Origin of the sequence: Streptomyces sp. PA03-3a (assembly GCF_033792735.1) — a bacterium.
Taxonomy (GTDB): domain Bacteria; phylum Actinomycetota; class Actinomycetes; order Streptomycetales; family Streptomycetaceae; genus Actinacidiphila.
In genome coordinates this window covers 24,287-45,250 of record NZ_JARAVM010000048.1, presented here as the reverse complement: position 1 = coordinate 45,250, position 20,964 = coordinate 24,287, and the positions used below count along the sequence as shown (strand labels likewise).

20 protein-coding genes are annotated in these 20,964 nt (G+C 73.2%); 7 read left to right on the top strand and 13 right to left on the bottom strand.

The window, feature by feature from the left end:
- Window positions 1-195: 195 nt before the first annotated feature.
- Complete coding sequence (locus PV342_RS36740; RefSeq protein WP_361011484.1) at window positions 196-1,902, bottom strand: glycerol-3-phosphate dehydrogenase/oxidase; 1,707 nt, start codon at window positions 1,900-1,902, stop codon at window positions 196-198.
- A 1,284-nt stretch (window positions 1,903-3,186) separates the two neighbouring features.
- Between PV342_RS36740 and PV342_RS36735 the strand changes: the two genes are divergently transcribed.
- Entirely contained in the window at window positions 3,187-4,422 is a 1,236-nt protein-coding gene (locus PV342_RS36735; protein ID WP_400799179.1) for a nucleotide sugar dehydrogenase, read from the top strand.
- Window positions 4,423-4,494: 72 nt separating this feature from the next.
- On the opposite strand, the gene PV342_RS36730 is transcribed toward PV342_RS36735, so the two are convergent.
- From PV342_RS36730 to PV342_RS36715, 4 genes are all read right to left on the bottom strand, one after another.
- Complete coding sequence (locus tag PV342_RS36730) at window positions 4,495-5,616, bottom strand: GuaB3 family IMP dehydrogenase-related protein (protein ID WP_018562796.1); 1,122 nt, start codon at window positions 5,614-5,616, stop codon at window positions 4,495-4,497.
- Window positions 5,617-5,724: 108 nt separating this feature from the next.
- Window positions 5,725-7,227, bottom strand: a complete 1,503-nt coding sequence (gene guaB, locus PV342_RS36725) for an IMP dehydrogenase (protein ID WP_018562795.1) — start codon at window positions 7,225-7,227, stop codon at window positions 5,725-5,727.
- Window positions 7,228-7,326: 99 nt separating this feature from the next.
- Complete coding sequence (locus PV342_RS36720; protein ID WP_500320487.1) at window positions 7,327-7,941, bottom strand: sigma-70 family RNA polymerase sigma factor; 615 nt, start codon at window positions 7,939-7,941, stop codon at window positions 7,327-7,329.
- Window positions 7,942-8,181: 240 nt separating this feature from the next.
- Window positions 8,182-8,793, bottom strand: coding sequence for a response regulator transcription factor (locus tag PV342_RS36715; protein WP_003948568.1), 612 nt, complete (start codon window positions 8,791-8,793; stop codon window positions 8,182-8,184).
- Between the two features lie 470 nt (window positions 8,794-9,263).
- Here PV342_RS36715 and PV342_RS36710 point away from each other — a divergent pair, with 470 nt between their 5' ends.
- The gene (locus PV342_RS36710) at window positions 9,264-9,578 is read left to right on the top strand and encodes a WhiB family transcriptional regulator (RefSeq protein WP_018562793.1); all 315 of its coding nucleotides are present in this window, start codon (window positions 9,264-9,266) and stop codon (window positions 9,576-9,578) included.
- Window positions 9,579-9,646: 68 nt separating this feature from the next.
- Here PV342_RS36710 and PV342_RS36705 read toward each other — a convergent pair whose 3' ends face one another.
- Window positions 9,647-10,573 carry a LysR family transcriptional regulator gene (locus tag PV342_RS36705; protein ID WP_500320485.1) on the bottom strand — a complete coding sequence of 309 codons (927 nt, stop codon included), beginning with the start codon at window positions 10,571-10,573 and terminating at the stop codon, window positions 9,647-9,649.
- Window positions 10,574-10,657: 84 nt separating this feature from the next.
- Between PV342_RS36705 and PV342_RS36700 the strand changes: the two genes are divergently transcribed.
- The 3 genes from PV342_RS36700 (at window position 10,658) to PV342_RS36690 (ending at window position 13,237) form a co-directional block, all read left to right on the top strand.
- Window positions 10,658-11,713, top strand: coding sequence for an aminotransferase class V-fold PLP-dependent enzyme (locus tag PV342_RS36700; RefSeq protein ID WP_500320483.1), 1,056 nt, complete (start codon window positions 10,658-10,660; stop codon window positions 11,711-11,713).
- 68 nt (window positions 11,714-11,781) lie between these two features.
- Window positions 11,782-12,441: an MOSC domain-containing protein gene (locus tag PV342_RS36695; RefSeq protein WP_386991415.1), complete on the top strand. Its 660-nt coding sequence runs from the start codon at window positions 11,782-11,784 to the stop codon at window positions 12,439-12,441.
- 10 nt (window positions 12,442-12,451) lie between these two features.
- The gene (locus PV342_RS36690) at window positions 12,452-13,237 is read left to right on the top strand and encodes an SDR family NAD(P)-dependent oxidoreductase (protein ID WP_400799194.1); all 786 of its coding nucleotides are present in this window, start codon (window positions 12,452-12,454) and stop codon (window positions 13,235-13,237) included.
- A gap of 66 nt (window positions 13,238-13,303) precedes the next feature.
- Here the strand turns inward: PV342_RS36690 and groL are convergent, their stop codons facing one another.
- Window positions 13,304-14,932, bottom strand: coding sequence for a chaperonin GroEL (gene groL, locus PV342_RS36685; RefSeq protein WP_089229067.1), 1,629 nt, complete (start codon window positions 14,930-14,932; stop codon window positions 13,304-13,306).
- Between the two features lie 124 nt (window positions 14,933-15,056).
- On the bottom strand, window positions 15,057-15,365 hold the full coding sequence (gene groES, locus PV342_RS36680; protein WP_018562788.1) for a co-chaperone GroES: 309 nt from the start codon (window positions 15,363-15,365) through the stop codon (window positions 15,057-15,059).
- A gap of 335 nt (window positions 15,366-15,700) precedes the next feature.
- Here groES and PV342_RS36675 point away from each other — a divergent pair, with 335 nt between their 5' ends.
- Complete coding sequence (locus tag PV342_RS36675; RefSeq protein ID WP_500320480.1) at window positions 15,701-16,897, top strand: THUMP-like domain-containing protein; 1,197 nt, start codon at window positions 15,701-15,703, stop codon at window positions 16,895-16,897.
- A 6-nt stretch (window positions 16,898-16,903) separates the two neighbouring features.
- On the opposite strand, the gene PV342_RS36670 is transcribed toward PV342_RS36675, so the two are convergent.
- The 5 genes from PV342_RS36670 to tsaB all read right to left on the bottom strand — a co-directional run bounded on the left by PV342_RS36670 (window position 16,904) and on the right by tsaB (window position 20,224).
- Window positions 16,904-17,557: an HAD family hydrolase gene (locus PV342_RS36670; protein ID WP_329186184.1), complete on the bottom strand. Its 654-nt coding sequence runs from the start codon at window positions 17,555-17,557 to the stop codon at window positions 16,904-16,906.
- Between the two features lie 139 nt (window positions 17,558-17,696).
- Window positions 17,697-17,957 (bottom strand): hypothetical protein, encoded by a 261-nt coding sequence (locus PV342_RS36665; protein WP_018562785.1) that lies wholly within the window; start codon window positions 17,955-17,957, stop codon window positions 17,697-17,699.
- Window positions 17,954-19,066: a tRNA (adenosine(37)-N6)-threonylcarbamoyltransferase complex transferase subunit TsaD gene (gene tsaD, locus PV342_RS36660; protein WP_500320478.1), complete on the bottom strand. Its 1,113-nt coding sequence runs from the start codon at window positions 19,064-19,066 to the stop codon at window positions 17,954-17,956. The genes PV342_RS36665 and tsaD overlap by 4 nt, the downstream gene beginning before the upstream one ends.
- Entirely contained in the window at window positions 19,059-19,553 is a 495-nt protein-coding gene (gene rimI / locus PV342_RS36655) for a ribosomal protein S18-alanine N-acetyltransferase (protein WP_179280217.1), read from the bottom strand. Before rimI ends, tsaD begins: the two co-directional genes overlap by 8 nt.
- A 17-nt stretch (window positions 19,554-19,570) precedes the next feature.
- Window positions 19,571-20,224, bottom strand: coding sequence for a tRNA (adenosine(37)-N6)-threonylcarbamoyltransferase complex dimerization subunit type 1 TsaB (gene tsaB, locus PV342_RS36650; RefSeq protein ID WP_400799204.1), 654 nt, complete (start codon window positions 20,222-20,224; stop codon window positions 19,571-19,573).
- Between the two features lie 164 nt (window positions 20,225-20,388).
- Here tsaB and PV342_RS36645 point away from each other — a divergent pair, with 164 nt between their 5' ends.
- Window positions 20,389-20,931, top strand: coding sequence for a L,D-transpeptidase (locus PV342_RS36645; protein ID WP_018562781.1), 543 nt, complete (start codon window positions 20,389-20,391; stop codon window positions 20,929-20,931).
- The last annotated feature ends 33 nt before the right edge of the window (window positions 20,932-20,964 follow it).

The window sequence follows — 20,964 nt, the reverse complement described above, 5'->3', positions numbered from 1 at the left end:
GTCCTCGGCCCGCCACACCGTGCCCATACCGCCACGGCCGATCCGCTCCACCAGCCGGTACCTCCCGGCCACCAGGCGTCCGAGGTCGGACATCGCGCGCCCCTTCCTGCCACGTACGAGAAGGAACGATATCCGGCCGGGCCACGGAACCCGTCAAGGCCGTGGCCCACGCCTCACCCGGCGTACCGGCGGCGGCTACAGCGGGACGATGTCCGGGGCACCCAGCCGGGCCGCGTCAGCGGTCTGGTCGTCGGGCTGCCGCTGGGACTCCCGCTCGGCCTCGACCCGCTTCTCGTAGTGCTCGACCTCCTTCTCCACCTGCTCCTTGTCCCAGCCCAGGACGGGCGCCATCAGCTCGGCGGCCTCACGGGCGCTGAGCGTGCCGCGGTCGAAGGTCTCGATGGAGATACGGGTGCGCCGGGTGAGCACGTCGTCCAGGTGCCGCGCCCCCTCGTGCGAGGCGGCGTAGACGACCTCCGCGCGCAGGTAGTCGTCGGCCCCGGCCAGCGGGCGGCCCAATGAGGGGTCGTCCTCGATCAGCTGCAGCAGTTCCTCGGAGAGCGATCCGTAGCGGTTGAGCAGGTGCTCGATCCGCGCCACGTGCAGACCGGTGCGCGCCGCGATCCGGGCCCGCGCGTTCCACAGGGCGTGGTACCCCTCCGCGCCGGCCAGCGGGACCTCCTCGGTGACGCACTCCGCGACGCGGTGCGCCAGGCCGTGCACGGCCGCGTCCACCGCGTCCTTGGCCATCACCCGGTACGTGGTGTACTTGCCGCCCGCCACCACCACCAGGCCCGGTACCGGGTGCGCCACGGTGTGCTCGCGCGACAGCTGGCTGGTGGCCTCCGACTCCCCCGCCAGCAGCGGGCGCAGCCCCGCGTACACGCCCTCCACGTCGTCCCGCGTCAAAGGCACGGCGAGCACCGAGTTGACGTGCTCCAGCAGGTAGTCGATGTCGGCGCTGGAGGCGGCGGGGTGCGACTTGTCCAGGCTCCAGTCGGTGTCCGTCGTCCCGACGATCCAGTGGCGGCCCCACGGGATCACGAAGAGCACGCTCTTCTCGGTCCGCAGGATCAGCCCCGTCGCGGAGTGGATCCGGTCCTTCGGCACGACCAGGTGTATCCCCTTGGACGCCCGCACGTGGAACTGCCCGCGCTCCCCGATCAGCGCCTGCGTGTCGTCCGTCCACACCCCGGTGGCGTTCACGATCTGCCGGGCACGCACCTCGTAGACGCCCCCGGCCTCCACGTCCTCGACCCGGGCGCCCACCACACGCTCGCCCTCGCGCAGGAACCCGATCACCCGGGCCCGGTTCGCGGCCAGCGCGCCGTAGGCGGAGGCCGTCCTGACCAGCGTCATCGTGTACCGGGCGTCGTCCATCTGCGCGTCGTAGTACTGCAGCGCCCCGACCAGGGCCTCCTTCCGCAGACACGGCGCCACGCGCAGCGCGCTCTTGCGGCTCAGGTGGCGGTGGTGCGGCAGGCCGCGGCCGTGCCCGGAGGACAGCGCCATCGTGTCGTACAGCGTCACACCGGCACCCGCGTAGAAGCGCTCCCAGAGCCGGTGCTGCAGCGGGTACAGGAACGGCACCGGCTTCACCAGGTGCGGCGCCAGGCGCTGGAGCAGCAGACCGCGCTCCTTGAGGGCCTCCCGGACCAGGGCGAAGTCCAGCATCTCCAGGTAGCGCAGCCCGCCGTGGATCAGCTTGCTCGACCGGCTCGACGTCCCGGACGCCCAGTCGCGGGCCTCCACGATGCCGGTCGCCAGCCCGCGCGTCGCGGCGTCCAGCGCCGTCCCGGCGCCCACGACGCCCGCGCCCACCACGAGTACGTCGAGTTCCTGTTCCGCCATCCGGGCGAGCGCGGAGGAACGCTCCGCCGGTCCCAGTGTCGCCGTCAGCATCCTGGCCTCCCGTCGTGACGCGGGGTCGCGCCTGAGCGCATTCCCCGTCCCCACGATCGTTACCCGTGTCGTGACGCGCGGCACGTCGGGCTTCGCCGGGCCGGTTGTCGTGTGCGGGTCCGTTGTGCTTGCGGTTGGGGTTTCTCCCCCGCCCTCCCGCCCTCCCCCAGCCTTCGGCCGGGGGGACCCCCATCCGGCGCGGTTGGTGCGGGCCTCGCGGCGTGCGTGGTGGGCCGGGGGCGGGGCCTCCGGGGCTGCACGTCCTGGACTGGGTTATTTACGTGCATGGCGGGCGGTCCGGATTGGTGCCGCCTGTGCCGCACACAAATATCCCGCAGCGTCCAGAACATCCACCCTCCCCCAGCCTTCGGCCGGGGGTGCCCCCAACTCCCCCGCCCCCTCCGTATCCGTGGGCGGCTGACGGCCGGAGGGTGGTGAGGAGGCGGTCAGGGGTTGCCGCACGCGTCCATCTGAACCCCCACCGGCCGTCAGGACCTCCGCGGGGGGCCACCTTCCAGCGGTAGCCGGGGCCCCTCGGCCTTGGGCCAGGGGCGGCCTCATTCGGTGCGGTTGGTGTCGTCCCACGCCTGAACCTGGCTGCGGGTCAGCCGGCCGCCGGAGGCCGGGGTGCGTCACTACCTCGGCAATCGTCATGATCTGCCGCCTGCTTGGCGTCGCCATGACACACGCCCTGCGAGCGACGGTGGGCGGGTCGCGCCGGCCGTCCCGCCGGAGCTGCACCCGGCCACCGGTGCTCGCATCCTGTCGGCCTCCGGCCGGGGGGACCCCCCGCTGGAGCCAGCTTCCAGCGGTGCGGGGAGGGGTTGGCCCCATCCCCCCACCGGCGTTGGTCGCCGAACGATACGGAGGGGGCGGGGGAGGTGGGGGCACCCCCGGCCGAAGGCTGGGGGAGGGTGGGCGTTCTGGACGCTGACGTGTATGTGTTGTGCGGCACCCGGGGCACCGAGCGCAGGTGCCCGCCATGCACATAAATATGCGGTACAGAATGCCCAGCCCCGGAGGCCCCGCCCCCGGCCCACTACGCACGCGCGCAGGCCCGCACCAACCGGGCCGGGCAATCGGGAGGGCGGGCGGGCGAACCGCCCGCCGCAGGCGCAACCAACCCGCACACAACAACGCGCCGCAACAACCGACCCCGGTCACCCCGGGCACCCCGGGCACCCCGGACCGCGTGGCGTGCAGTCATATCAGCTACCTGTCTGGTTAGCCTGATTTCGCGCCATTTGGGTACCAGGACGCCCCCCGTCGCAGGAGAGGACCCCCATGCCCGCAGACCTCGCTGTCATCGGACTCGGCCACGCCGGCCTGCCCCTCGCGCAGGCGGCCAGCGCCGCCGGCCTCGGGGTGATCGGGTACGACCCGGACGAGCACGTGGTGGAGGCGATCAACGCCGGCAGCCGGGTGCCCTGCGGCGCGCTGGCCGCCGCCGACGTGCGGCGGATGCTCGCGGGGGGCTTCCGCGCGACCGCGGACACGGCCGCCCTGGGCCGTGCGCGGGCGGCCGTGCTGTGCGCGCCGACCCCGCCCGGGGAGCGCGGGGAGCCGGACCTGACGGCGCTGGCGGAGGCGGCCCGCGCGCTGGCCGGGCAACTGCGGCCGCACAGCACGGTGGTCCTGGAGTCGCCGGTGTACCCGGGCACGACGGAGGACTTCCTGCGTCCGCTGCTGGAGGAGGGGTCGGGACTGCGGGCCGGCCACGGCTTCCACCTGGCGTACGCCCCGGCGCGGCACCCCGGCACACCGAAGGTGATCGGCGGCCTCACCCCCGCGTGCACGGAGGCCGCGGCCGTCTTCTACAGCCGGTTCACCGAGCGGATCGTCCGGGCCCGGGGCGTGCGCGAGGCGGAGGCGGTGCAGTTGCTGGAGACGAACTACCGGCACGTCAACATCGCGCTGGCCAACGAGATGGCCGTGTTCTGCCACGACATCGGCGTGGACGTCTGGGACGTCATCCGGTGCGCCGAGACCCGCCCCCACGGCTTCCAGGCCTTCCGCCCCGGCCCCGGGGTCGGGGGCCACACCATGCCGCTGGACCCCGGGCATCCGCCGTACCAGGGCCGGGTGCCCGGCCATCCGCTGCGTCTGGTCGAGTACGCGCAGGAGGTCAACGCCCGCATGCCGCGCTACGTGGTGCAGCGCGCCGCGGCCCTGCTGAACGAGCACGGCAAGTCGTTGCGCGGGGCGCGGGTGCTGCTGCTGGGCGTGACATACAAGCCGGACCTGCCGGACCAGGAGCGCTCACCGGCCGGCGAGATCGGCGGCCGCCTGCTCGAACTGGGGGCGCAGCTGAGCTACCACGACCCGTACGCCCCGCAGTGGCGGGTGCTGGACCGCCCGGTCCCCCGCGCCGACTCGCTGTGGGAGGCCGCGGCGGACGCCGACCTGACGGTCCTGCTCCAGCACCACCGCACCTACGACATGCAAGGCTTGGCGGTGAAGGCCCAGTTGATGCTGGACACCCGCGGGGCCACCCCGGTCGGGGCGGCCGCACGGCTGTGAGGGGACGCCGAGGGGCCCGGACCGCGGGTGGCGGTCCGAGCCCCGTGCCGTGCCGTGGCGGCCCGGCGGCGGTCAGCGGTGGTGCGTTGGCGACACCGTGACCTCGACCCGCTGGAACTCCTTCAGCTCGGAGTAGCCGGTCGTGGCCATCGCGCGCCGGAGCGCGCCGAAGAAGTTCATGGAGCCGTCGGGCGCCTGGGAGGGGCCGAGCAGGATCTGCTCGGTCGTGCCGGCGGTGCCGAGGTTCATGCGCTTGCCGCGCGGCAGCTCCTCGTGGGTGGCCTCCATGCCCCAGTGGAAGCCGCGGCCGGGCGCGTCGGTGGCGCGGGCCAGCGGGGAGCCCATCATCACCGAGTCGGCGCCGCAGGCGATCGCCTTGGGCAGGTCGCCGCTGGAGCCGAAGCCGCCGTCGGCGATGACGTGCACGTAGCGGCCGCCGGACTCGTCCATGTAGTCGCGGCGGGCCGCCGCCACGTCGGCGACCGCGGTCGCCATCGGCACCTGGATGCCGAGGACGTTGCGGGTGGTGTGGGCGGCGCCGCCGCCGAAGCCGACGAGGACGCCCGCGGCACCGGTGCGCATCAGGTGCAGCGCGGCGGTGTAGGTGGCGCAGCCGCCGACGATGACCGGGACGTCGAGCTCGTAGATGAACTGCTTCAGGTTGAGCGGCTCGTGGGAACCCGACACGTGCTCGGCGGAGACCGTCGTGCCGCGGATGACGAAGATGTCCACGCCCGCGTCGACCACGGCCTTGGAGAACTGCGCGGTGCGCTGCGGGGAGAGCGCGGCGGCCGTGACCACACCGGCGTCGCGCACCTCCTTGATGCGCTGCCCGATCAGCTCCTCCTTGATCGGCGCCGCGTAGAGCTCCTGCAGCCGCCGGGTGACGGTGGCGTCGTCCAGCTCGGCGATCTCGGCGAGCAGCGGCTCGGGGTCCTCGTAGCGGGTCCACAGACCCTCGAGGTTGAGCACGCCGAGCCCGCCGAGGTTGCCGATGCGGATCGCGGTCTCCGGGGAGACCACGGAGTCCATCGGGGCCGCGAGGAAAGGCAGCTCGAAGCGGTAGGCGTCGATCTGCCACGCGATCGAGACCTCCTTGGGGTCTCGCGTACGGCGGCTCGGGACGACGGCGATGTCGTCGAATGCGTATGCCCTGCGGCCGCGCTTGCCCCGCCCGATCTCGATCTCAGTCACTGTCGCTATGCCTTTCCTTCGTGGCCTGCCCGTCCAGTATCCCAGGCAGGGCAGGCGGAAGCCCGCGGCCGTACGGGGCCGCGGGCTCCGGATCGTCCGCTCGTACCGTCAGCGCCCGTGGTAGTTCGGCGCCTCGGTGGTCATCTGGATGTCGTGCGGGTGGCTCTCCTTGAGCCCGGCGGCGGTGATCCGCACGAAGCGGCCCTTCTCCTTGAGCTCGGGGATCGTCGCGGAGCCGACGTATCCCATGGAGGATCGCAGACCGCCGATGAGCTGGTGGGCCACCGCGGAGAGCGGGCCGCGGTAGGGCACCTGGCCCTCGATGCCCTCGGGGACGAGCTTGTCCTCGGAGAGCACGTTGTCCTGGAAGTACCGGTCCTTGGAGTAGGACTGGGCCTGCCCGCGCGACTGCATCGCGCCGAGCGAACCCATGCCGCGGTACGACTTGAACTGCTTGCCGTTGATGAAGAGCAGCTCGCCCGGCGACTCCTCGCAGCCCGCGAGGAGGCTGCCCAGCATGACGGTGTCCGCGCCGGCCGCGATGGCCTTGGCGATGTCGCCGGAGTACTGCAGGCCGCCGTCGCCGATGAGCGGGACGCCGGCCGGGCCGGCCGCCAGGGAGGCCTCGTAGATCGCCGTCACCTGGGGGGCGCCGACACCGGCGACCACGCGGGTGGTGCAGATGGAGCCGGGGCCGACACCGACCTTGATCCCGTCGGCGCCCGCGTCGATCAGCGCCTGGGCGCCGTCGCGGGTGGCGACGTTGCCGGCCACCACGTCGATCTTGATGTTGGCCTTGACCTTGGCGACCATGTCGAGGATGCCGCGGCTGTGGCCGTGCGCGCTGTCGATGACCAGGAAGTCGGCACCGGCCTCGACCAGCCGCTGGGCGCGGACGAAGGACTCGTCGCCGACGCCCACCGCGGCGCCGACCAGCAGGCGGCCCTCGGCGTCCTTGGCGGCGTTGGGGTACTTCTCGGCCTTCACGAAGTCCTTGACCGTGATCAGGCCCTTGAGGCGGCCCTCGTCGTCGACGAGCGGCAGCTTCTCGATCTTGTGCTTGCGCAGCAGGTCCATCGCCTCGACGCCGGAGATGCCGACCTTGCCGGTGACCAGCGGCATCGGCGTCATGACCTCGCGGACCTGCTGGGAGCGGTCGCTCTCGAAGGCCATGTCGCGGTTGGTCACGATGCCCAGCAGCCTGCCGGAGGCGTCGGTGACGGGGACGCCGCTGATGCGGAACTTGCCGCAGAGGGCGTCGGCCTCGGCGAGGGTGGCGTCGGGGTGGACGGTGATCGGGTCGGTCACCATGCCGGACTCGGACCGCTTCACCAGGTCGACCTGGTTGACCTGGTCCTCGACGGACAGGTTGCGGTGGAGCACGCCCACACCGCCCTGGCGGGCCATCGCGATGGCCATCCGCGCCTCGGTGACCTTGTCCATCGCCGCCGACAGCAGCGGGATGTTCACGCTGACGTTCCGGGAGACCTTCGAGCGGGTGTCGACCTGGTTCGGCACGACGTCCGACGCACCTGGGAGCAGCAGCACATCGTCGTAGGTGAGTCCGAGCAGCCCGAACTTGTCGGCTACTCCGTCGGCGTTCAGCGTCATGACACCTTCCCCATGGTCTTGCCCGGCGAGATGTTCAATGCTAATGGCTCCCGCGGGAAACCAATTCCGCCCCCGGGGAGGGGGCCGGGCGGGGGTGGACTAGGCGCTCAACCCGGGGGCGCCCGCGGCCGCTTCCTCCGCCAGCGCCCGCAGCCGGGACAGCGCGCGGTGCTGGGCGACCCGGACGGCGCCCGGCGACATGCCGAGCACCTGACCGGTCTCCTCCGCGGTGAGGCCCACGGCGACGCGGAGCAGCACCAGCTCCCGCTGGTGCTCCGGGAGGTTGGCGAGCAGCTTCTTCGCCCACTCCGCGTCGCTGCTGAGCAGCGCCCGCTCCTCGGGCCCGAGTGAGTCGTCCGGCTGCTCGGGCATCTCCTCGGAGGGCACGGCCGTCGAGCCCGGACCGCGCATGGCGGCCCGCTGGAGGTCGGCGACCTTGTGTGCCGCGATACCGAAGACGAAGGCCTCGAAGGGCCGGCCCTGGTCCCGGTAGCGGGGCAGGGCGCACAGCACCGCGAGGCAGACCTCCTGGGCGAGGTCATCCACGAAGTGGCGCGCGTCACCCGGCAGCCGCGACAGCCTGGTACGGCAGTAGCGCTGGGCGAGTGGGTGCACATGGGCGAGCAGATCGTGCGTCGCCTGCTCGTCGCCGTCCACGGCTCGACGTACGAGTGCCCCTATGGCTGTCTCATTGCCGGTGGCCTCGTCGCGCATCCGTCCATAGTGCATCGCCGCGGGCCGCTCCGTGGGCTCACACCCGTGGTTGTGCTCCGAAGCGTTATGCGGAGTGCCGTGCGGAGCGTTTCGAGGGGCCGCACCGGCCGTAGTCATGTCATGCACCCGCCGCCCCGCCCGACCGTTTCCCCGAGAGTCCATGCCTCAAGCATGCGCCCTCGGCGCGGAAACCGGTACGAGCGGGGCAGCCGCACAGCTGCCCCACAGCTCATCGGCCCCTCAGCGCACCAGGCCCCAGCGGAAGCCGAGCGCCACCGCGTGGGCCCGGTCCGAGGCGCCGAGCTTCTTGAAGAGGCGTCGCGCGTGCGTCTTGACGGTGTCCTCGGAGAGGAAGAGCTCGCGGCCGATCTCCGCGTTGGAGCGGCCGTGGCTCATGCCCTCCAGCACCTGGATCTCGCGGGCGGTCAGGGTCGGGGCGGCGCCCATCTCGGCCGAGCGCAGCCGGCGCGGGGCGAGCCGCCAGGTCGGGTCGGCCAGCGCCTGGGTGACCGTGGCCCGCAACTCGGCGCGCGAGGCGTCCTTGTGCAGGTATCCGCGGGCACCGGCGGCGACCGCGAGGGCCACGCCGTCCAGGTCCTCGGCGACCGTGAGCATGATGATGCGGGCGCCGGGGTCTGCGGACAGCAGCCGCCGTACGGTCTCGACGCCGCCGAGGCCGGGCATCCGGACGTCCATGAGGATGAGGTCCGAGCGGTCGGCGCCCCAGCGGCGGAGGACTTCCTCGCCGTTGGCCGCGGTCGTCACACGCTCCACGCCGGGCACGGTCGCAACCGCGCGGCGCAGGGCCTCTCGGGCAAGCGGGGAGTCGTCGCAGACGAGAACGGAAGTCATGACCGTCCTCCGCAGCTGATCCGCGTCACGTTGAGCCTCCAGGCTGTACGAATCGTTCACCGGTGGGGATGACGGCCTCGGGCGCCTGCCCGATTAGTTCGACCGCCAACCACTTCCGCACCTTCAACGACCCTCACTCGAAAGAGTTACGGAGTTTGGCGGGCGACTCCCGCACTCTCCGTGCCCGGACCGACACGGATCAGCAACGTCGCAGGTCGCAAGGGTTCACCGAGCCTCAAAAACCGGCACAACGGGCGCCCGCTTGCAGCACAGGGCCGCCGCCGACCGGGGGGCAATGTCAGATTTTGCCTGTTTGGAGGCTTTTTACCCGCATGGCGGGAGTTCGTTGGCGATTTTGTGATGAATCATATTTACATCTACTTCGACAGTAGATGTACCGTCGACAGCACCTTCCCAGAGCTTCGCGCCTGGACGGTGTCCCTGCAGCCCACCTCTCGAGGAGATGAGCAATGGCAGACTTCTCCCGCCTCCCGGGCCCGAACGCCGACCTCTGGGACTGGCAGCTCGTCGCCGCCTGCCGCGGCGTCGACAGCTCCCTGTTCTTCCACCCCGAGGGAGAGCGCGGTGCCGCCCGGAGCGCGCGTGAGGCGGCGGCCAAGGAGGTGTGCATGCGCTGCCCCGTCCGCGCCGAGTGCGCGACGCACGCTCTGACGGTCCGCGAGCCCTACGGGGTCTGGGGCGGACTCACCGAGGACGAGCGCGAGGAGATGATGGGCCGGTCCCGCAACCGGGTCATGAGCTCGCACGCCACCGGCGGTCATTGACGCACCGGACGTCAGCCGACGAGGAAACGTTTCACCACAAACGGCGGGGTGCCCGCGGTGCCGGGCACTCAGACCGCCGACGGGTCGCGCAGAGCGGCCAGCCGCAGCCGGCCCAGCATCATGTCGACAGCCGGCACCTGAGCCAGGTCGGGCAGCGTGAGCGCGGCCACGTCCCGGCCTACGGACGGACACAGTTCGCGCACGGCCACCCCGCGCAGCCGCACCGCCTCCAGCGCGAGGCCGGGCTGCGCCGAGACGCCCATTCCCGACGCCACCAGGCCGACCGCCGCCGGGTAGTCGTCCGTGGCGAAGTCGATGCGCGGCTCGAAACCCTCCCGCCCGCACAGCTCGACCAGGTGCCGGCGGCAGTACGGGCAGCCCGCGATCCACGCCTCGTCCGCGAGGTCGGACAGCCGGACCGGGCCGCCGCCGGCGCGCGCCAGCGCGTGCCCGGCCGGCAGCACCGCGAAGAGCCGGTCGGTCAGCAACGGCCGCACCAGGAACCCCTCCCACGCGGCCGCGTCCTCCCCGCCCGCGTCGTCCGCGTAGCGGTAGACCAGCGCCAGTTCGCACTCCCCGGCGCGCAGCATCTGCACCGCTCGCGGCGGCTGCGCCTCGGCCAGCGTGACCCGTACGTCCGGGTGCGCGGCGCGCATCGCCGCCAGCGCGGTGGGCACCAGGGACGGGCCCGCGCTCGGGAACGACACCATCCGCACCCGCCCGGCGCGCAGGCCCCCGATGGCCGCGACCTCCTCCTCGGCGGCGGCCAGCCCCGCGAGGATGCCGCTCGCGTGCCGGGCCAGCGCCTCGCCCGCCTCGGTCAGCCGGGTCGTCCGCCCACCGCGGACCAGCAGCGGGGTGCCCGCGGCAAGTTCCAGCGCCTTCATCTGCTGGCTGACCGCGGGCTGGGTGCAGCCCAGCTCCCGCGCGGCGCCCGACAGCGAGCCGGAGCGGGCCACGGCGCGCAGCACACGAAGGTGGCGGGCCTCGAACACGCTCCGAGCATAAGTGTTCCTTGGGGGTCGCGTTCGGTGATCGATGGTGGACTTGGGGCAGTCCTGGGCGCAGGCTGAGGAGCCATGGACATCACCGGGGAATTCGCGCTGGACGACGGGATCAGCTACCTCAACACCGCCTCGTCGGGCATCGGCCCGCTCCGCGCCGTCGAGGCGCTGCGCACCGCCGTGGCCGCCTGGTCCGACGGCACCGACAACTGGGTGCGCGACGAGCGCGCCCTGGGCGCCGCCCGCGCCGCCTACGCCCGGCTCACCGGGGTCGCCGCCGACCGCGTCGCGGTCGGCTCCTCGGTCACCACACATGTCGGCATGATCGCCGCGGCGCTCCCCGCCGGGGCCGAAGTGGTGCTGGCCGACGGCGACTTCAGCTCGCTCGTCAACCCCTTCGCCTCCCGCGCCGACGTCACGGTGCATGCCGTGCCCCTGGAGGGCGTCGCCGACGCCGTACGTCCCGAAACCGACCTCGTCGCGGTCAGCGCGGTGCAGTCCGCGGACGGCCGGGTCGCCGACCTCGCGGCGGTCCGCGAGGCCGCGGCCCGGCACGGCGCGCGCGTGCTCGTCGACGCCACGCAGGCGGTCGGCTGGCTGCCGCTGCGCGCGGACGGCCTCGACTACGTCGTGTGCGGCGGTTACAAGTGGCTGCTCGCCCCGCGCGGGGTGTCCTTCCTGACCGTGCGGGAGGGCGCCGAGGACGGGCTGTCGGCGCAGTTCGCCGGCTGGTTCGCGGCCGAGGACCCGTGGGGCGACTGCTACGGGCCGGTCGCGCACCTCGCAGGGTCCGCCCGGCGGTTCGACGTGATGCCGCCGCTGCTGCCGTACCTGGCAGGGGCGGCCTCGCTGGCACTGGTCGAGGAACTGGGCGTCGAGGCCATCGGCGCCCACGACGTCGCGCTGGCCGAGCGCTTCCGGGCGGGTCTGCTGCGGCTCGGCCACAAGCCCGTGCCGTCCGGCGCGGCGGCCTCGGCGATCGTGGCCGTCCCGGGCCTGGGCGACGCGGCGGAGCGGCTGGCCGCCGCCGGCATCCGGGTCTCGGCCCGTGCGGGGAACCTGCGGGCGGCCTTCCACCTGTACAACACCGAGGCGGACGTGGACCGGCTGCTGCGCGTGCTCGCGGGCTAGGTTCGCCCTTGCCCCGGCCGCCGGAAAACACCTCGCCGGGCGCCGGGCGGGCGCCGTACCGTCGCAGGATGAAGCTGCTCTCGGTGAACGTGGGCCGGCCCCGTCCGAATCCGTGGAAGACGACCGGGACGACCGGCATCGACAAGCACCCGGTGGAGGGCCCGGTGGCGGTGACCGCACCGGGCCCGAAGGGCACCGGCTCGGTCGGCCTCGCCGGCGACCGGGTGTACGACGTGGCGCACCACGGCGGCTCCGACCAGGCCGTCTACGCCTACGCCCGCGAGGACCTCGACTCCTGGGAACGCCGGCTCGGCCTGTCGCTGCGCAACGGCGTGTTCGGGGAGAACCTGACCACCTCGGGGCTGGACGTCAACGAGGCCCTGATCGGCGAGCGCTGGCGGATCGGCGGCCCGGGCGGCGCCGTCCTGGAGGTGTCCTGCCCGCGGATCCCCTGCGCCACCTTCCAGGGCTGGCTGGAACAGGGCGGCTGGATCAGGACGTTCACGCGGGCCGCGCTGCCCGGCGCCTACCTCCGGGTCGCCGAGGCCGGTGAGATCCGGGCCGGCGACCCGGTCGAGGTCGTCCACCGCCCGGACCACGAGGTCACGGTCGCGCTGACCTTCCGCGCGGTCACCCTGGAGCCCGCGCTGCTCCCCCGGCTGACGGCGGCGGAAGCGCTCCCGCAGGATGTGCGCGCCGCGGCCCGCGGACGCACGGGGGCTCACTAGCCTGCGGGGCATGACGACTTCACTGATCACGGGAGCCACCGCGGGGATCGGCGCGGCGTTCGCGCGCCGGCTCGCGGCGGACGGTCACGCCCTGGTCCTGGTCGCCCGCGACGGGCAGCGGCTGGAGGAGTGCGCGCGGGAGCTGCGGCAGGCGTACGGGGTGACCGTGGAGGTGCTGCCCGCCGACCTGTCGGCGGACAAGGGCATCGAGACGGTCGAGGCACGGCTGCGGGACCGCGAGCGCCCCGTGGACGTACTGGTCAACAACGCGGGCTTCGGCAACCGGGGCGGCTTCGGCGACGTGCCGATGGCCGACGAGCTGACCATGCTCAAGGTGCACTGCGAGGCGGTGCTGCGGCTGACCTCCGCCGCGACCGGGGCCATGCGGGAGCGCGGGCGCGGCTTCGTGGTCAACGTGGCCTCGGTGGCGGCCTTCCTGCCGCGCGGCACGTACGGGGCGAGCAAGGCGTGGGTCGTCAGCTTCACCCAGGGCGTGGCCCGGGAGCTCGCGGGCACCGGGGTGCGGCTGATGGCGCTGTGTCCGGGCTTCGTCCGCACCGAGTTCCACCAGCGGGCCGGGATGGACACCGGCGCCATCCCCTCCTGGGCGTGGCTGGACGCCGACAAGGTGGTCGCCGCGGCCCTGCGCGATCTGGCCCGCGGCCGCTCCCTCAGCGTGCCCGACCCCCGCTACAAGGCCGCGGTGGCCGCGGCCCGGCTGGCGCCGAGCGGGGCGCTCGGCCGGTTCTCGGCGAAGGCGGGGCGGCGCTTCGGGCCTGCCTACCCCCGCGACTGAGGCCGGTCCCCCGGCAGCCCGAAGGCCCCCGTTCCCGGGCGGGAACGGGGGCCTTCGCGGTCCAGCTCAGTGGGAGTGGCCGTGGCCGTGACCGTGACCGGCCTCGGCGGGCTCCTCCTCCTTCTTCTCCACCACGAGGGTCTCGGTGGTGAGGAGCAGGGAGGCGATGGAGGCGGCGTTCTCCAGGGCGGAGCGGGTGACCTTGACCGGGTCGATGACGCCGGACTTCACCAGGTCGCCGTACTCGCCGGTCGCGGCGTTGAAGCCGTGGCCCTTCTCCAGCTCGGAGACCTTGGAGGTGATGACGTAGCCCTCCAGGCCCGCGTTCTCGGCGATCCAGCGCAGCGGCTCGACCGCGGCGCGGCGGACGACCGCCACACCGGTGGCCTCGTCGCCGGTCTTGCCGAGGTTGTCGTCGAGCACCTTGACGGCGTGGACGAGCGCGGAGCCACCACCGGAGACGATGCCCTCCTCGACCGCGGCGCGGGTCGCGGAGATGGCGTCCTCCAGACGGTGCTTCTTCTCCTTGAGCTCGACCTCGGTGGCCGCGCCGACGCGGATGACGCACACGCCGCCGGCCAGCTTGGCGAGGCGCTCCTGGAGCTTCTCGCGGTCCCAGTCGGAGTCGGTCGCGGCGATCTCGGCCTTGATCTGGTTGATCCGGCCGCTGATCTCCGCGGACTCGCCGGCGCCGTCGACGACGGTGGTGTCGTCCTTGGTGACGGTCACGCGGCGGGCGGTGCCGAGCACGTCCAGGCCGACCTGGTCGAGCTTGAGGCCGACCTCCTCGGCGACGACGGTGCCGCCGGTGAGGGTGGCGATGTCGCCGAGCATGGCCTTGCGGCGGTCGCCGAAGCCGGGGGCCTTGACCGCGACCGCGTTGAAGGTGCCGCGGATCTTGTTGACCACCAGGGTCGACAGGGCCTCGCCCTCGACGTCCTCGGCGATGATCAGCAGCGGCTTGGAGGCGCCGGCCTGCAGGATCTTCTCCAGCAGCGGGAGCAGGTCCTGGATGGAGGAGATCTTGCCCTGGGTGATGAGGATGTACGGGTCCTCCAGGACGGCCTCCTGGCGCTCCTGGTCCGTCACGAAGTACGGCGACAGGTAGCCCTTGTCGAAGGCCATGCCCTCGGTGAAGTCCAGCTCCAGCCCGAAGGTGTTGGACTCCTCGACGGTGATGACACCGTCCTTGCCGACCTTGTCGATCGCCTCGGCGATCAGCTCGCCGACCTGCTTGTCCTGGGCGGACAGGGCGGCGACGGCGGCGACGTCCTCCTTGCCCTCGATCGGGCGGGCGGTGGCGAGCAGCTCGTCCGAGACGGCCTTGACGGCGGCGTCGATGCCCTTCTTCAGGGCGGCCGGGGAGGCGCCGGCGGCGACGTTGCGCAGACCCTCGCGGACGAGCGCCTGGGCCAGCACGGTGGCGGTGGTGGTGCCGTCGCCCGCGATGTCGTTGGTCTTGGTCGCCACCTCCTTCACCAGCTGCGCACCGAGGTTCTCGTACGGGTCGTCGATCTCGACCTCACGCGCGATGGTCACACCGTCGTTGGTGATGGTCGGGGCGCCGAACTTCTTGTCGATGACGACGTTGCGGCCCTTGGGGCCGATGGTCACCTTCACGGTGTCGGCGAGCTTGTTGACGCCACGCTCGAGGGCGCGACGGGCGTCCTCGTCGAACTTCAGGATCTTGGCCATACCGGCGGATTTCCTCGTCTTTGGGTTCTCGTCAAAGACCGCGCCCCGGGTCCCCGGTCCGTGCGTGGACTCGGTGTGCCCGGGGCGTGGTCACGGCATTTCTCGGTTAAGAGCGGCGCCGGTTCTACTTCTCGACGATCGCGAGGACGTCGCGAGCCGAGAGGACGAGGTACTCCTCGCCGCTGTACTTGACCTCGGTGCCGCCGTACTTGCTGTACAGCACGATGTCGCCGACCTTGACGTCGAGCGGGATGCGGTTGCCGTCCTCGAAGCGACCCGGGCCGACGGCCAGGACGACGCCCTCCTGGGGCTTCTCCTTGGCGGTGTCCGGGATGACCAGGCCGGAGGCGGTGGTCTGCTCGGCATCCAGCGGCTGGACCACGATGCGGTCCTCGAGCGGCTTGATGGCAACCTTGGTGCTGGCGGTCGTCACGATCCGACCTCCCCCTTCAAAGGGCTCACGGGAGTGTCTGTCTGGGTGGCGACCTGGTAGGCCCGTCGTCGCGGGTGCCGGACCTGCCCGTCGCGTTTGTGTTGGCACTCGGCATGGCTGAGTGCCAGGTCCGAGACTAGGACGCGCTTAGCACTCGGTCAAGCGGAGTGCCAACGCCGCGCCGTACGAGCCGCTCTCCACCCGGGGAACGGTGCGCTCGGACGTACGGTTCCGGGCCCGGCACACCCCGGGCGCGGCACGGCGGAGGCGGCGGTTCCGCTCACCCGCGGGCGCGTGCGCCCGGCCGGTCCGGCGCGCCGCGGCGCCGCGGGACAATGGACGGCGTGGATCTTGACGCGTTCTCGGCTCTCCTGACCGACGAGGGGCAGTCGCTGCTGGCCTCCCTGCGGGACTACGACCGCGCCGCCGAACTGGCGACCGCGACGCGGCTGCGGCGGGAGCACGACGCCGGGCTGGTGGCGGCCGCGCTGACGCAGGCGCGGCTGCGGCAGCGGGCGGCGGTGAAGTTCGGCGAGGACGCCTACCGGATGTACTTCACGCCCGACGGGGTCGAGCAGTCGACGCGGGCCTCCGTCGCCCGGCACCGTGCCGAGCGGTTCGCCGCCCTCGGGGTGCGGCGGCTGGCGGACCTGTGCTGCGGGATCGGCGGGGACGCCGTCCCGCTGGCCCGCGCCGGGGTGGAGGTGCTGGCGGTCGACCGCTCCCCGCTGACCTGCGCGGTGATGCGGGCGAACGCGGAGGCGCTGGGGCTGGCCGGTCTGATCGAGGTGCGCTGCGCCGATGTGACGGAGATCGCCGCGGACGGCTGTGACGCCGTCTTCGTCGATCCGGCCCGGCGCGGCGGGCGCGGCAGGATCTTCGACCCCGAGGCGTACTCCCCGCCCCTGTCGTGGGCGGTCGCGGCGGCACGGAAGGCGCCGCTGGCCGCCCTGAAGGTGGCGCCGGGCATCCCGCACGAGGCCGTGCCGGAGGACGCCGAGGCGGAGTGGGTCTCCGACCACGGCGACGTGAAGGAGGCCGTGCTGTGGTTCGGCACCGCGCCGGGCACCCGCCGCGCGACCCTCCTGCCGTCGGGGGCCACGCTGCCCGCCGCCGGGCTCCCCGACCCGCAGGTGCGCCCCGTGGGACGGTGGCTGTACGAGCCGGACGGCGCGGTCATCCGGGCCCACATGGTGGCCGACGTGGCGGCGCGGGTCGGCGGCGGGCTGATCGACCCGACCATCGCCTACGTCACCTCGGACGAGCAGCACACCACGCCGTACGCGACCGCCTACGAGATCACCGATGTGCTGCCCTTCAACCTCAAGCGGCTCAAGGCGCTGCTGCGCGAACGCGAGGTCGGCGTGCTGACCGTGAAGAAGCGCGGCTCGGCCGTCGAACCGGAGGAGGTGCGCCGCCGGGTCAAGCCCCAGGGCCCGCACGCGGCCACCGTCTTCCTGACCCGCGTCGCGGGCGCCCCGAGCATGCTGCTGGGCAGCCCGGCCGGGACGAGCGGCCCCGCACGCGCCTGACGGCGGCTACGCGGGCCCCAGAAGGCTCCCCACGAGGCCCGGCAGGTCGGAGAGGGCACCGGCGAGCGCGGTGGGCCCGCAGTTCCCCAGGGCGGGGCCGGTGTATCCCCAGAGCGCGCCGATCGAAGGGACCCCGGCGGCGGCCGCGGCGGCGACGTCGGAAGGGCTGTCGCCCACGAAGCAGGCGCGCCCCGGCGGCACCCCGAGCCGGTCGAGCGCGAGCAGGATCCCCTCCCCGGAGGGCTTCGGCGCCGCGTCGCCCCACCCGACCACCACGCCGAAGTGCGCGGACAGCTCCGCGGGGACGAGCCGCGCCACCCGGCTCGCGGGCTGCATCGTCACCACCCCGATCGCCGTGCCGGAGGCCGCGAGGTCGCGCAGCAGGCCCGCGGCGCCCGGGAACGGGGACGCGCCCCACGTGGCGAGCGCGAGCGCGTCCTCCCAGGCGGTCCCGAACACGGTCTCCTCGTCGGTCACGCCGAGCCGTGCCAGGTGTTCGTGGTGCGGAAGGTGGTCGAGCCCCGCCGGCAGGCGGCTCTCGTCCACCTGCTCGCCGAGGGCCGCGCGGGCGACGTCGAGGATCGCCTGCCGCATCGCCCGCCGGCTGTCGATGAGGACGCCGTCGAGATCGAAGAGGACGGCGCAGCCGGAGTCGGTCATCGGGTCTTCTCGCCACCTGCCGGAACGCCTCCCGGACACCGGCCGTCCGGCAGGACGCCTGCTCGGGGACGCCACGACAGAAACCCGGTTGCGATCGACGCCGGACTCATCATACGACCGGCACTCCCCTGACCAGGGCCTACGTCCCCTCCGCCACCGACTCGAAGCGCCAGCGGTGGACGGCCCGCCGGGCCAGCCCCTCGTCCGGTTCGGGGAGTTCGGGCAGCGGGGCGTCGTACGGGGCGTCCCACCAGGTGATGACCAGGACCCGGTCCTGCGGGGCGGAGAAGGTCTCCCGGCGCAGCGGGGCCGGCGAGAGCTGCCGCGAGCGGGCCCACGCCAGAAGGTCGGGCCCGCGCCCCTCGACGGCGCGGGCCTCCCACATCAGGGCGACGGTCACGAGTAGAGGTTGTCCTTGCTGAGCTCGTGGACGTGGTCGTGGTCGTGGACGTGGTGGTCGTGCGTGTGCCCGGGCACGGACACGTCCGTGACCTGCAGCGAGGAGTCCGCCGGGAGGTCCCAGGTGGACGACGGCCGGCCGCGGGCCACCATCTCCGAGCCGAGGGCCGCGACCATGGCGCCGTTGTCGGTGCACAGCTTGGGCCGCGGCACACGCAGGAGGATCCCCGCGTCCTCGCAGCGCTCCTGCGCCAGCGAGCGCAGCCGGGTGTTGGCCGCGACGCCGCCGCCGATCATCAGATGGTCGACGCCGTTGTCCTTGCAGGCCCGGATCGCCTTGCGGGTGAGGACGTCGACGACGGCCTCCTGGAAGGACGCGGACACGTCGGCGACCGGCACCTCCACGCCCTCCCGGCGCTTGGACTCGATCCACCGGGCCACCGCGGTCTTCAGGCCGGAGAAGGAGAAGTCGTAGACCGGGTCGCGCGAGCCGGTCAGGCCGCGGGGGAAGCGGATCGCGGCCGGATCGCCCTCGCGGGCCGCGCGGTCGATGGCGGGGCCGCCGGGGAAGCCGAGGCCCAGCACCCGGGCGACCTTGTCGAAGGCCTCACCCGCCGCGTCGTCGATCGTGGAGCCCAGCGGGCGCACGTCGCCGGTGATGTCGGGGGCCAGCAGCAGCGAGGAGTGGCCGCCGGACACCAGCAGCGCCATCGTCGGCTCGGGCAGCGGCCCGTGCTCCAGCTGGTCGACGCAGATGTGCGAGGCGAGGTGGTTGACCCCGTACAGCGGCTTGCCGAGCGCGTAGGCGTACGCCTTGGCCGCGGACACGCCGACCAGCAGGGCGCCCGCGAGCCCGGGGCCCGCGGTGACGGCGATCCCGTCGAGGTCGGAGGCGGCGACGCCGGCCTCCTTCAGCGCGCGCTGGATCGTGGGGACCATCGCCTCCAGGTGCGCGCGGCTGGCGACCTCGGGCACGACGCCGCCGTAGCGGGCGTGCTCGTCGACGCTGGACGCGACCGCGTCGGCGAGCAGGGTGTGCCCGCGCACGATGCCGACACCGGTCTCGTCGCAGGACGTCTCGATGCCGAGGACAAGGGGCTCGTCAGCCATGGGTGGTCTCTGTTCCTTGTAGTCCCGGTACGTCAGGGGAGGCGGGCAGCTCGCCGAGCCTCATCACGAGGGCGTCGACGTTGCCCGGCTGGTAGTAGCCGCGCCGGAAGCCGATCGGCTCGAAGCCGAAGCGGGCGTACAGCCGCTGGGCCCGGACGTTGTCGACGCGCACCTCCAGCAGTACCTCGTGGCACTCGAAGGCGGTGGCCCGGCGCAGCAGTTCGGCGAGCAGCCGGGCGCCGAGGCCGGTGCCCCACTGGTCGGTGGCGACGGCGATGGTCTGCACGTCGCCGGTGCCGCCGACGGCGGCCAGGCCCGCGTAGCCGACGACCCGTCCGGTGCCGTCCTCGGCCACGACGTAGTACCGGGTCGCCGACGGGTGCCGCGCGTCGGCCAGTTCGGACCAGAACATCCCTCGCGACCACGCGTCGTCCGGGAAGAGCCCGTGTTCCAGCTCCATCACCGGGTCCAGGTCCCACCAGCGCATCTCGCGCATCACCGCGGTCACTTCGGCAGGACCGCCTTGTAGCCGGCGGGCACCTGGGCGTCCGGGCGGCGCAGATAGAGCGGCAGCGGGGGGAGGAACTCCTCGCCGTCCGCCAGCTTCACGGCGGCGAGCGCGGCCAGCGCGGCGGCGGACTGGTCGGCGGGCGGCCGGACGTCGGTGAAGACCTCGGGGTAGAGGGCGGCGCCCGCGCCCACCGCGGGCACGCCCGCGACCTCGTCGGCGATGTCGCCGGGCCGGTCCACGGCCGGGTCGGTCACCCGGGCCCGCGGGCTCTCGTACCGGGCCCAGTAGACCTCCTTGCGGCGGGCGTCCGTGGCCACGACGAACGGCCCCTGGACGCCGGCGGCGTACGCCAGTCCGTCGAGGGTGCAGATCCCGTGGACGGGGACGCCGAGGACGTCGGCGAAGGAGACCGCGGTCACCAGTCCGACGCGCAGCCCCGTGTACGGGCCGGGGCCGACGCCGACCACGATCCCGGTCACGTCGCCCAGCACGGTCCCGGCCTCCCGCAGCACGCGGTCCACGGCGGGCATCAGCAGTTCCCCGTGCCGTCGCGCGTCGATCTCCGTCGACTCTGCGAGCACGCGCCGGCCGTCGTGGAGGGCGACCGTCACGGCGGGGGTTGCGGTATCGAAGGCAAGCAGCAGCACGCGTTCAGCCTACGGCGTTCACCGGGGTGGCCCCGCCAGGACGGGGGCGCCGCCGCCGCCCGGGACGGCGCTCCCGTCGCCGTGCGGCACGGCTGCTAACGTCAACCCAGCGTGACGCCCACCTCCGGAGGAAAGCCGTGGCAAGGATCGGTTCAGGGACGATCGTGACCGGACTGACCGCAGCCGCCCTGGCCGCCGTCGGCGTACTCGCCGTCCAGGCCTCCAGCTCCGCCGACGAGATGCCCGAGGACGTCCGCCCCGCGGCCGCCGACGGCGCCGGCACCACCGCTGCGGCCTCCGCCTCGCCCTCGCCGGAGAGGAAGAACGAACTCCCCCCGGCCTCCGGCAGCGGCACCAGGGTCGTGTACTCGCTCCGCGCGGACCGTGTGTGGCTGGTCGGCGAGGACGGGAAGGCGCGCACCACCTACGTGGTCGTCCCCGGCACCGTCGACCCCGCCCCCGGCACCTACACCGTGGCCTCCCGCAGCGCCTCCGGCGTCGGCGGCGACGGTGTGGCCGTCGAGAACGTGGTGCGGTTCACCACGGTGGACAGCGTGGTGATCGGCTTCAGCGCGGCGAAGGACGGCTCTCTGCCCGACGCCCCGCCCCCGGGCCAGCAGACCGGCGGCATCCGCGAGAAGCGGAAGGACGGCGCGGCGCTGTGGAAGTTCGCGACGATCGGCAGCAAGATCGTCGTCGTCCGCTGATTTCCCCCGGAAGAGTGAACGCCCCCGGGGCTG

Bases quoted from the DNA above. Each gene is read 5' to 3' on its own strand.
- PV342_RS36695 (WP_386991415.1), top strand. From the start codon at position 11,782: ATGAAGCTGCTCTCGGTGAACGTGGGCCGGCCCCGTCCGAATCCGTGG.
- tsaD (WP_500320478.1), bottom strand. From the start codon at position 19,066: ATGGCTGACGAGCCCCTTGTCCTCGGCATCGAGACGTCCTGCGACGAG.
- PV342_RS36690 (WP_400799194.1), top strand. From the start codon at position 12,452: ATGACGACTTCACTGATCACGGGAGCCACCGCGGGGATCGGCGCGGCG.
- PV342_RS36715 (WP_003948568.1), bottom strand. From the start codon at position 8,793: ATGACTTCCGTTCTCGTCTGCGACGACTCCCCGCTTGCCCGAGAGGCC.
- rimI (WP_179280217.1), bottom strand. From the start codon at position 19,553: ATGCGCTGGTGGGACCTGGACCCGGTGATGGAGCTGGAACACGGGCTC.
- PV342_RS36675 (WP_500320480.1), top strand. From the start codon at position 15,701: ATGGACGGCGTGGATCTTGACGCGTTCTCGGCTCTCCTGACCGACGAG.
- groL (WP_089229067.1), bottom strand. From the start codon at position 14,932: ATGGCCAAGATCCTGAAGTTCGACGAGGACGCCCGTCGCGCCCTCGAG.
- PV342_RS36735 (WP_400799179.1), top strand. From the start codon at position 3,187: ATGCCCGCAGACCTCGCTGTCATCGGACTCGGCCACGCCGGCCTGCCC.
- PV342_RS36710 (WP_018562793.1), top strand. From the start codon at position 9,264: ATGGCAGACTTCTCCCGCCTCCCGGGCCCGAACGCCGACCTCTGGGAC.
- PV342_RS36670 (WP_329186184.1), bottom strand. From the start codon at position 17,557: ATGACCGACTCCGGCTGCGCCGTCCTCTTCGATCTCGACGGCGTCCTC.
- guaB (WP_018562795.1), bottom strand. From the start codon at position 7,227: ATGACGCTGAACGCCGACGGAGTAGCCGACAAGTTCGGGCTGCTCGGA.
- PV342_RS36700 (WP_500320483.1), top strand. From the start codon at position 10,658: ATGGACATCACCGGGGAATTCGCGCTGGACGACGGGATCAGCTACCTC.
- PV342_RS36740 (WP_361011484.1), bottom strand. From the start codon at position 1,902: ATGCTGACGGCGACACTGGGACCGGCGGAGCGTTCCTCCGCGCTCGCC.
- PV342_RS36720 (WP_500320487.1), bottom strand. From the start codon at position 7,941: ATGCGCGACGAGGCCACCGGCAATGAGACAGCCATAGGGGCACTCGTA.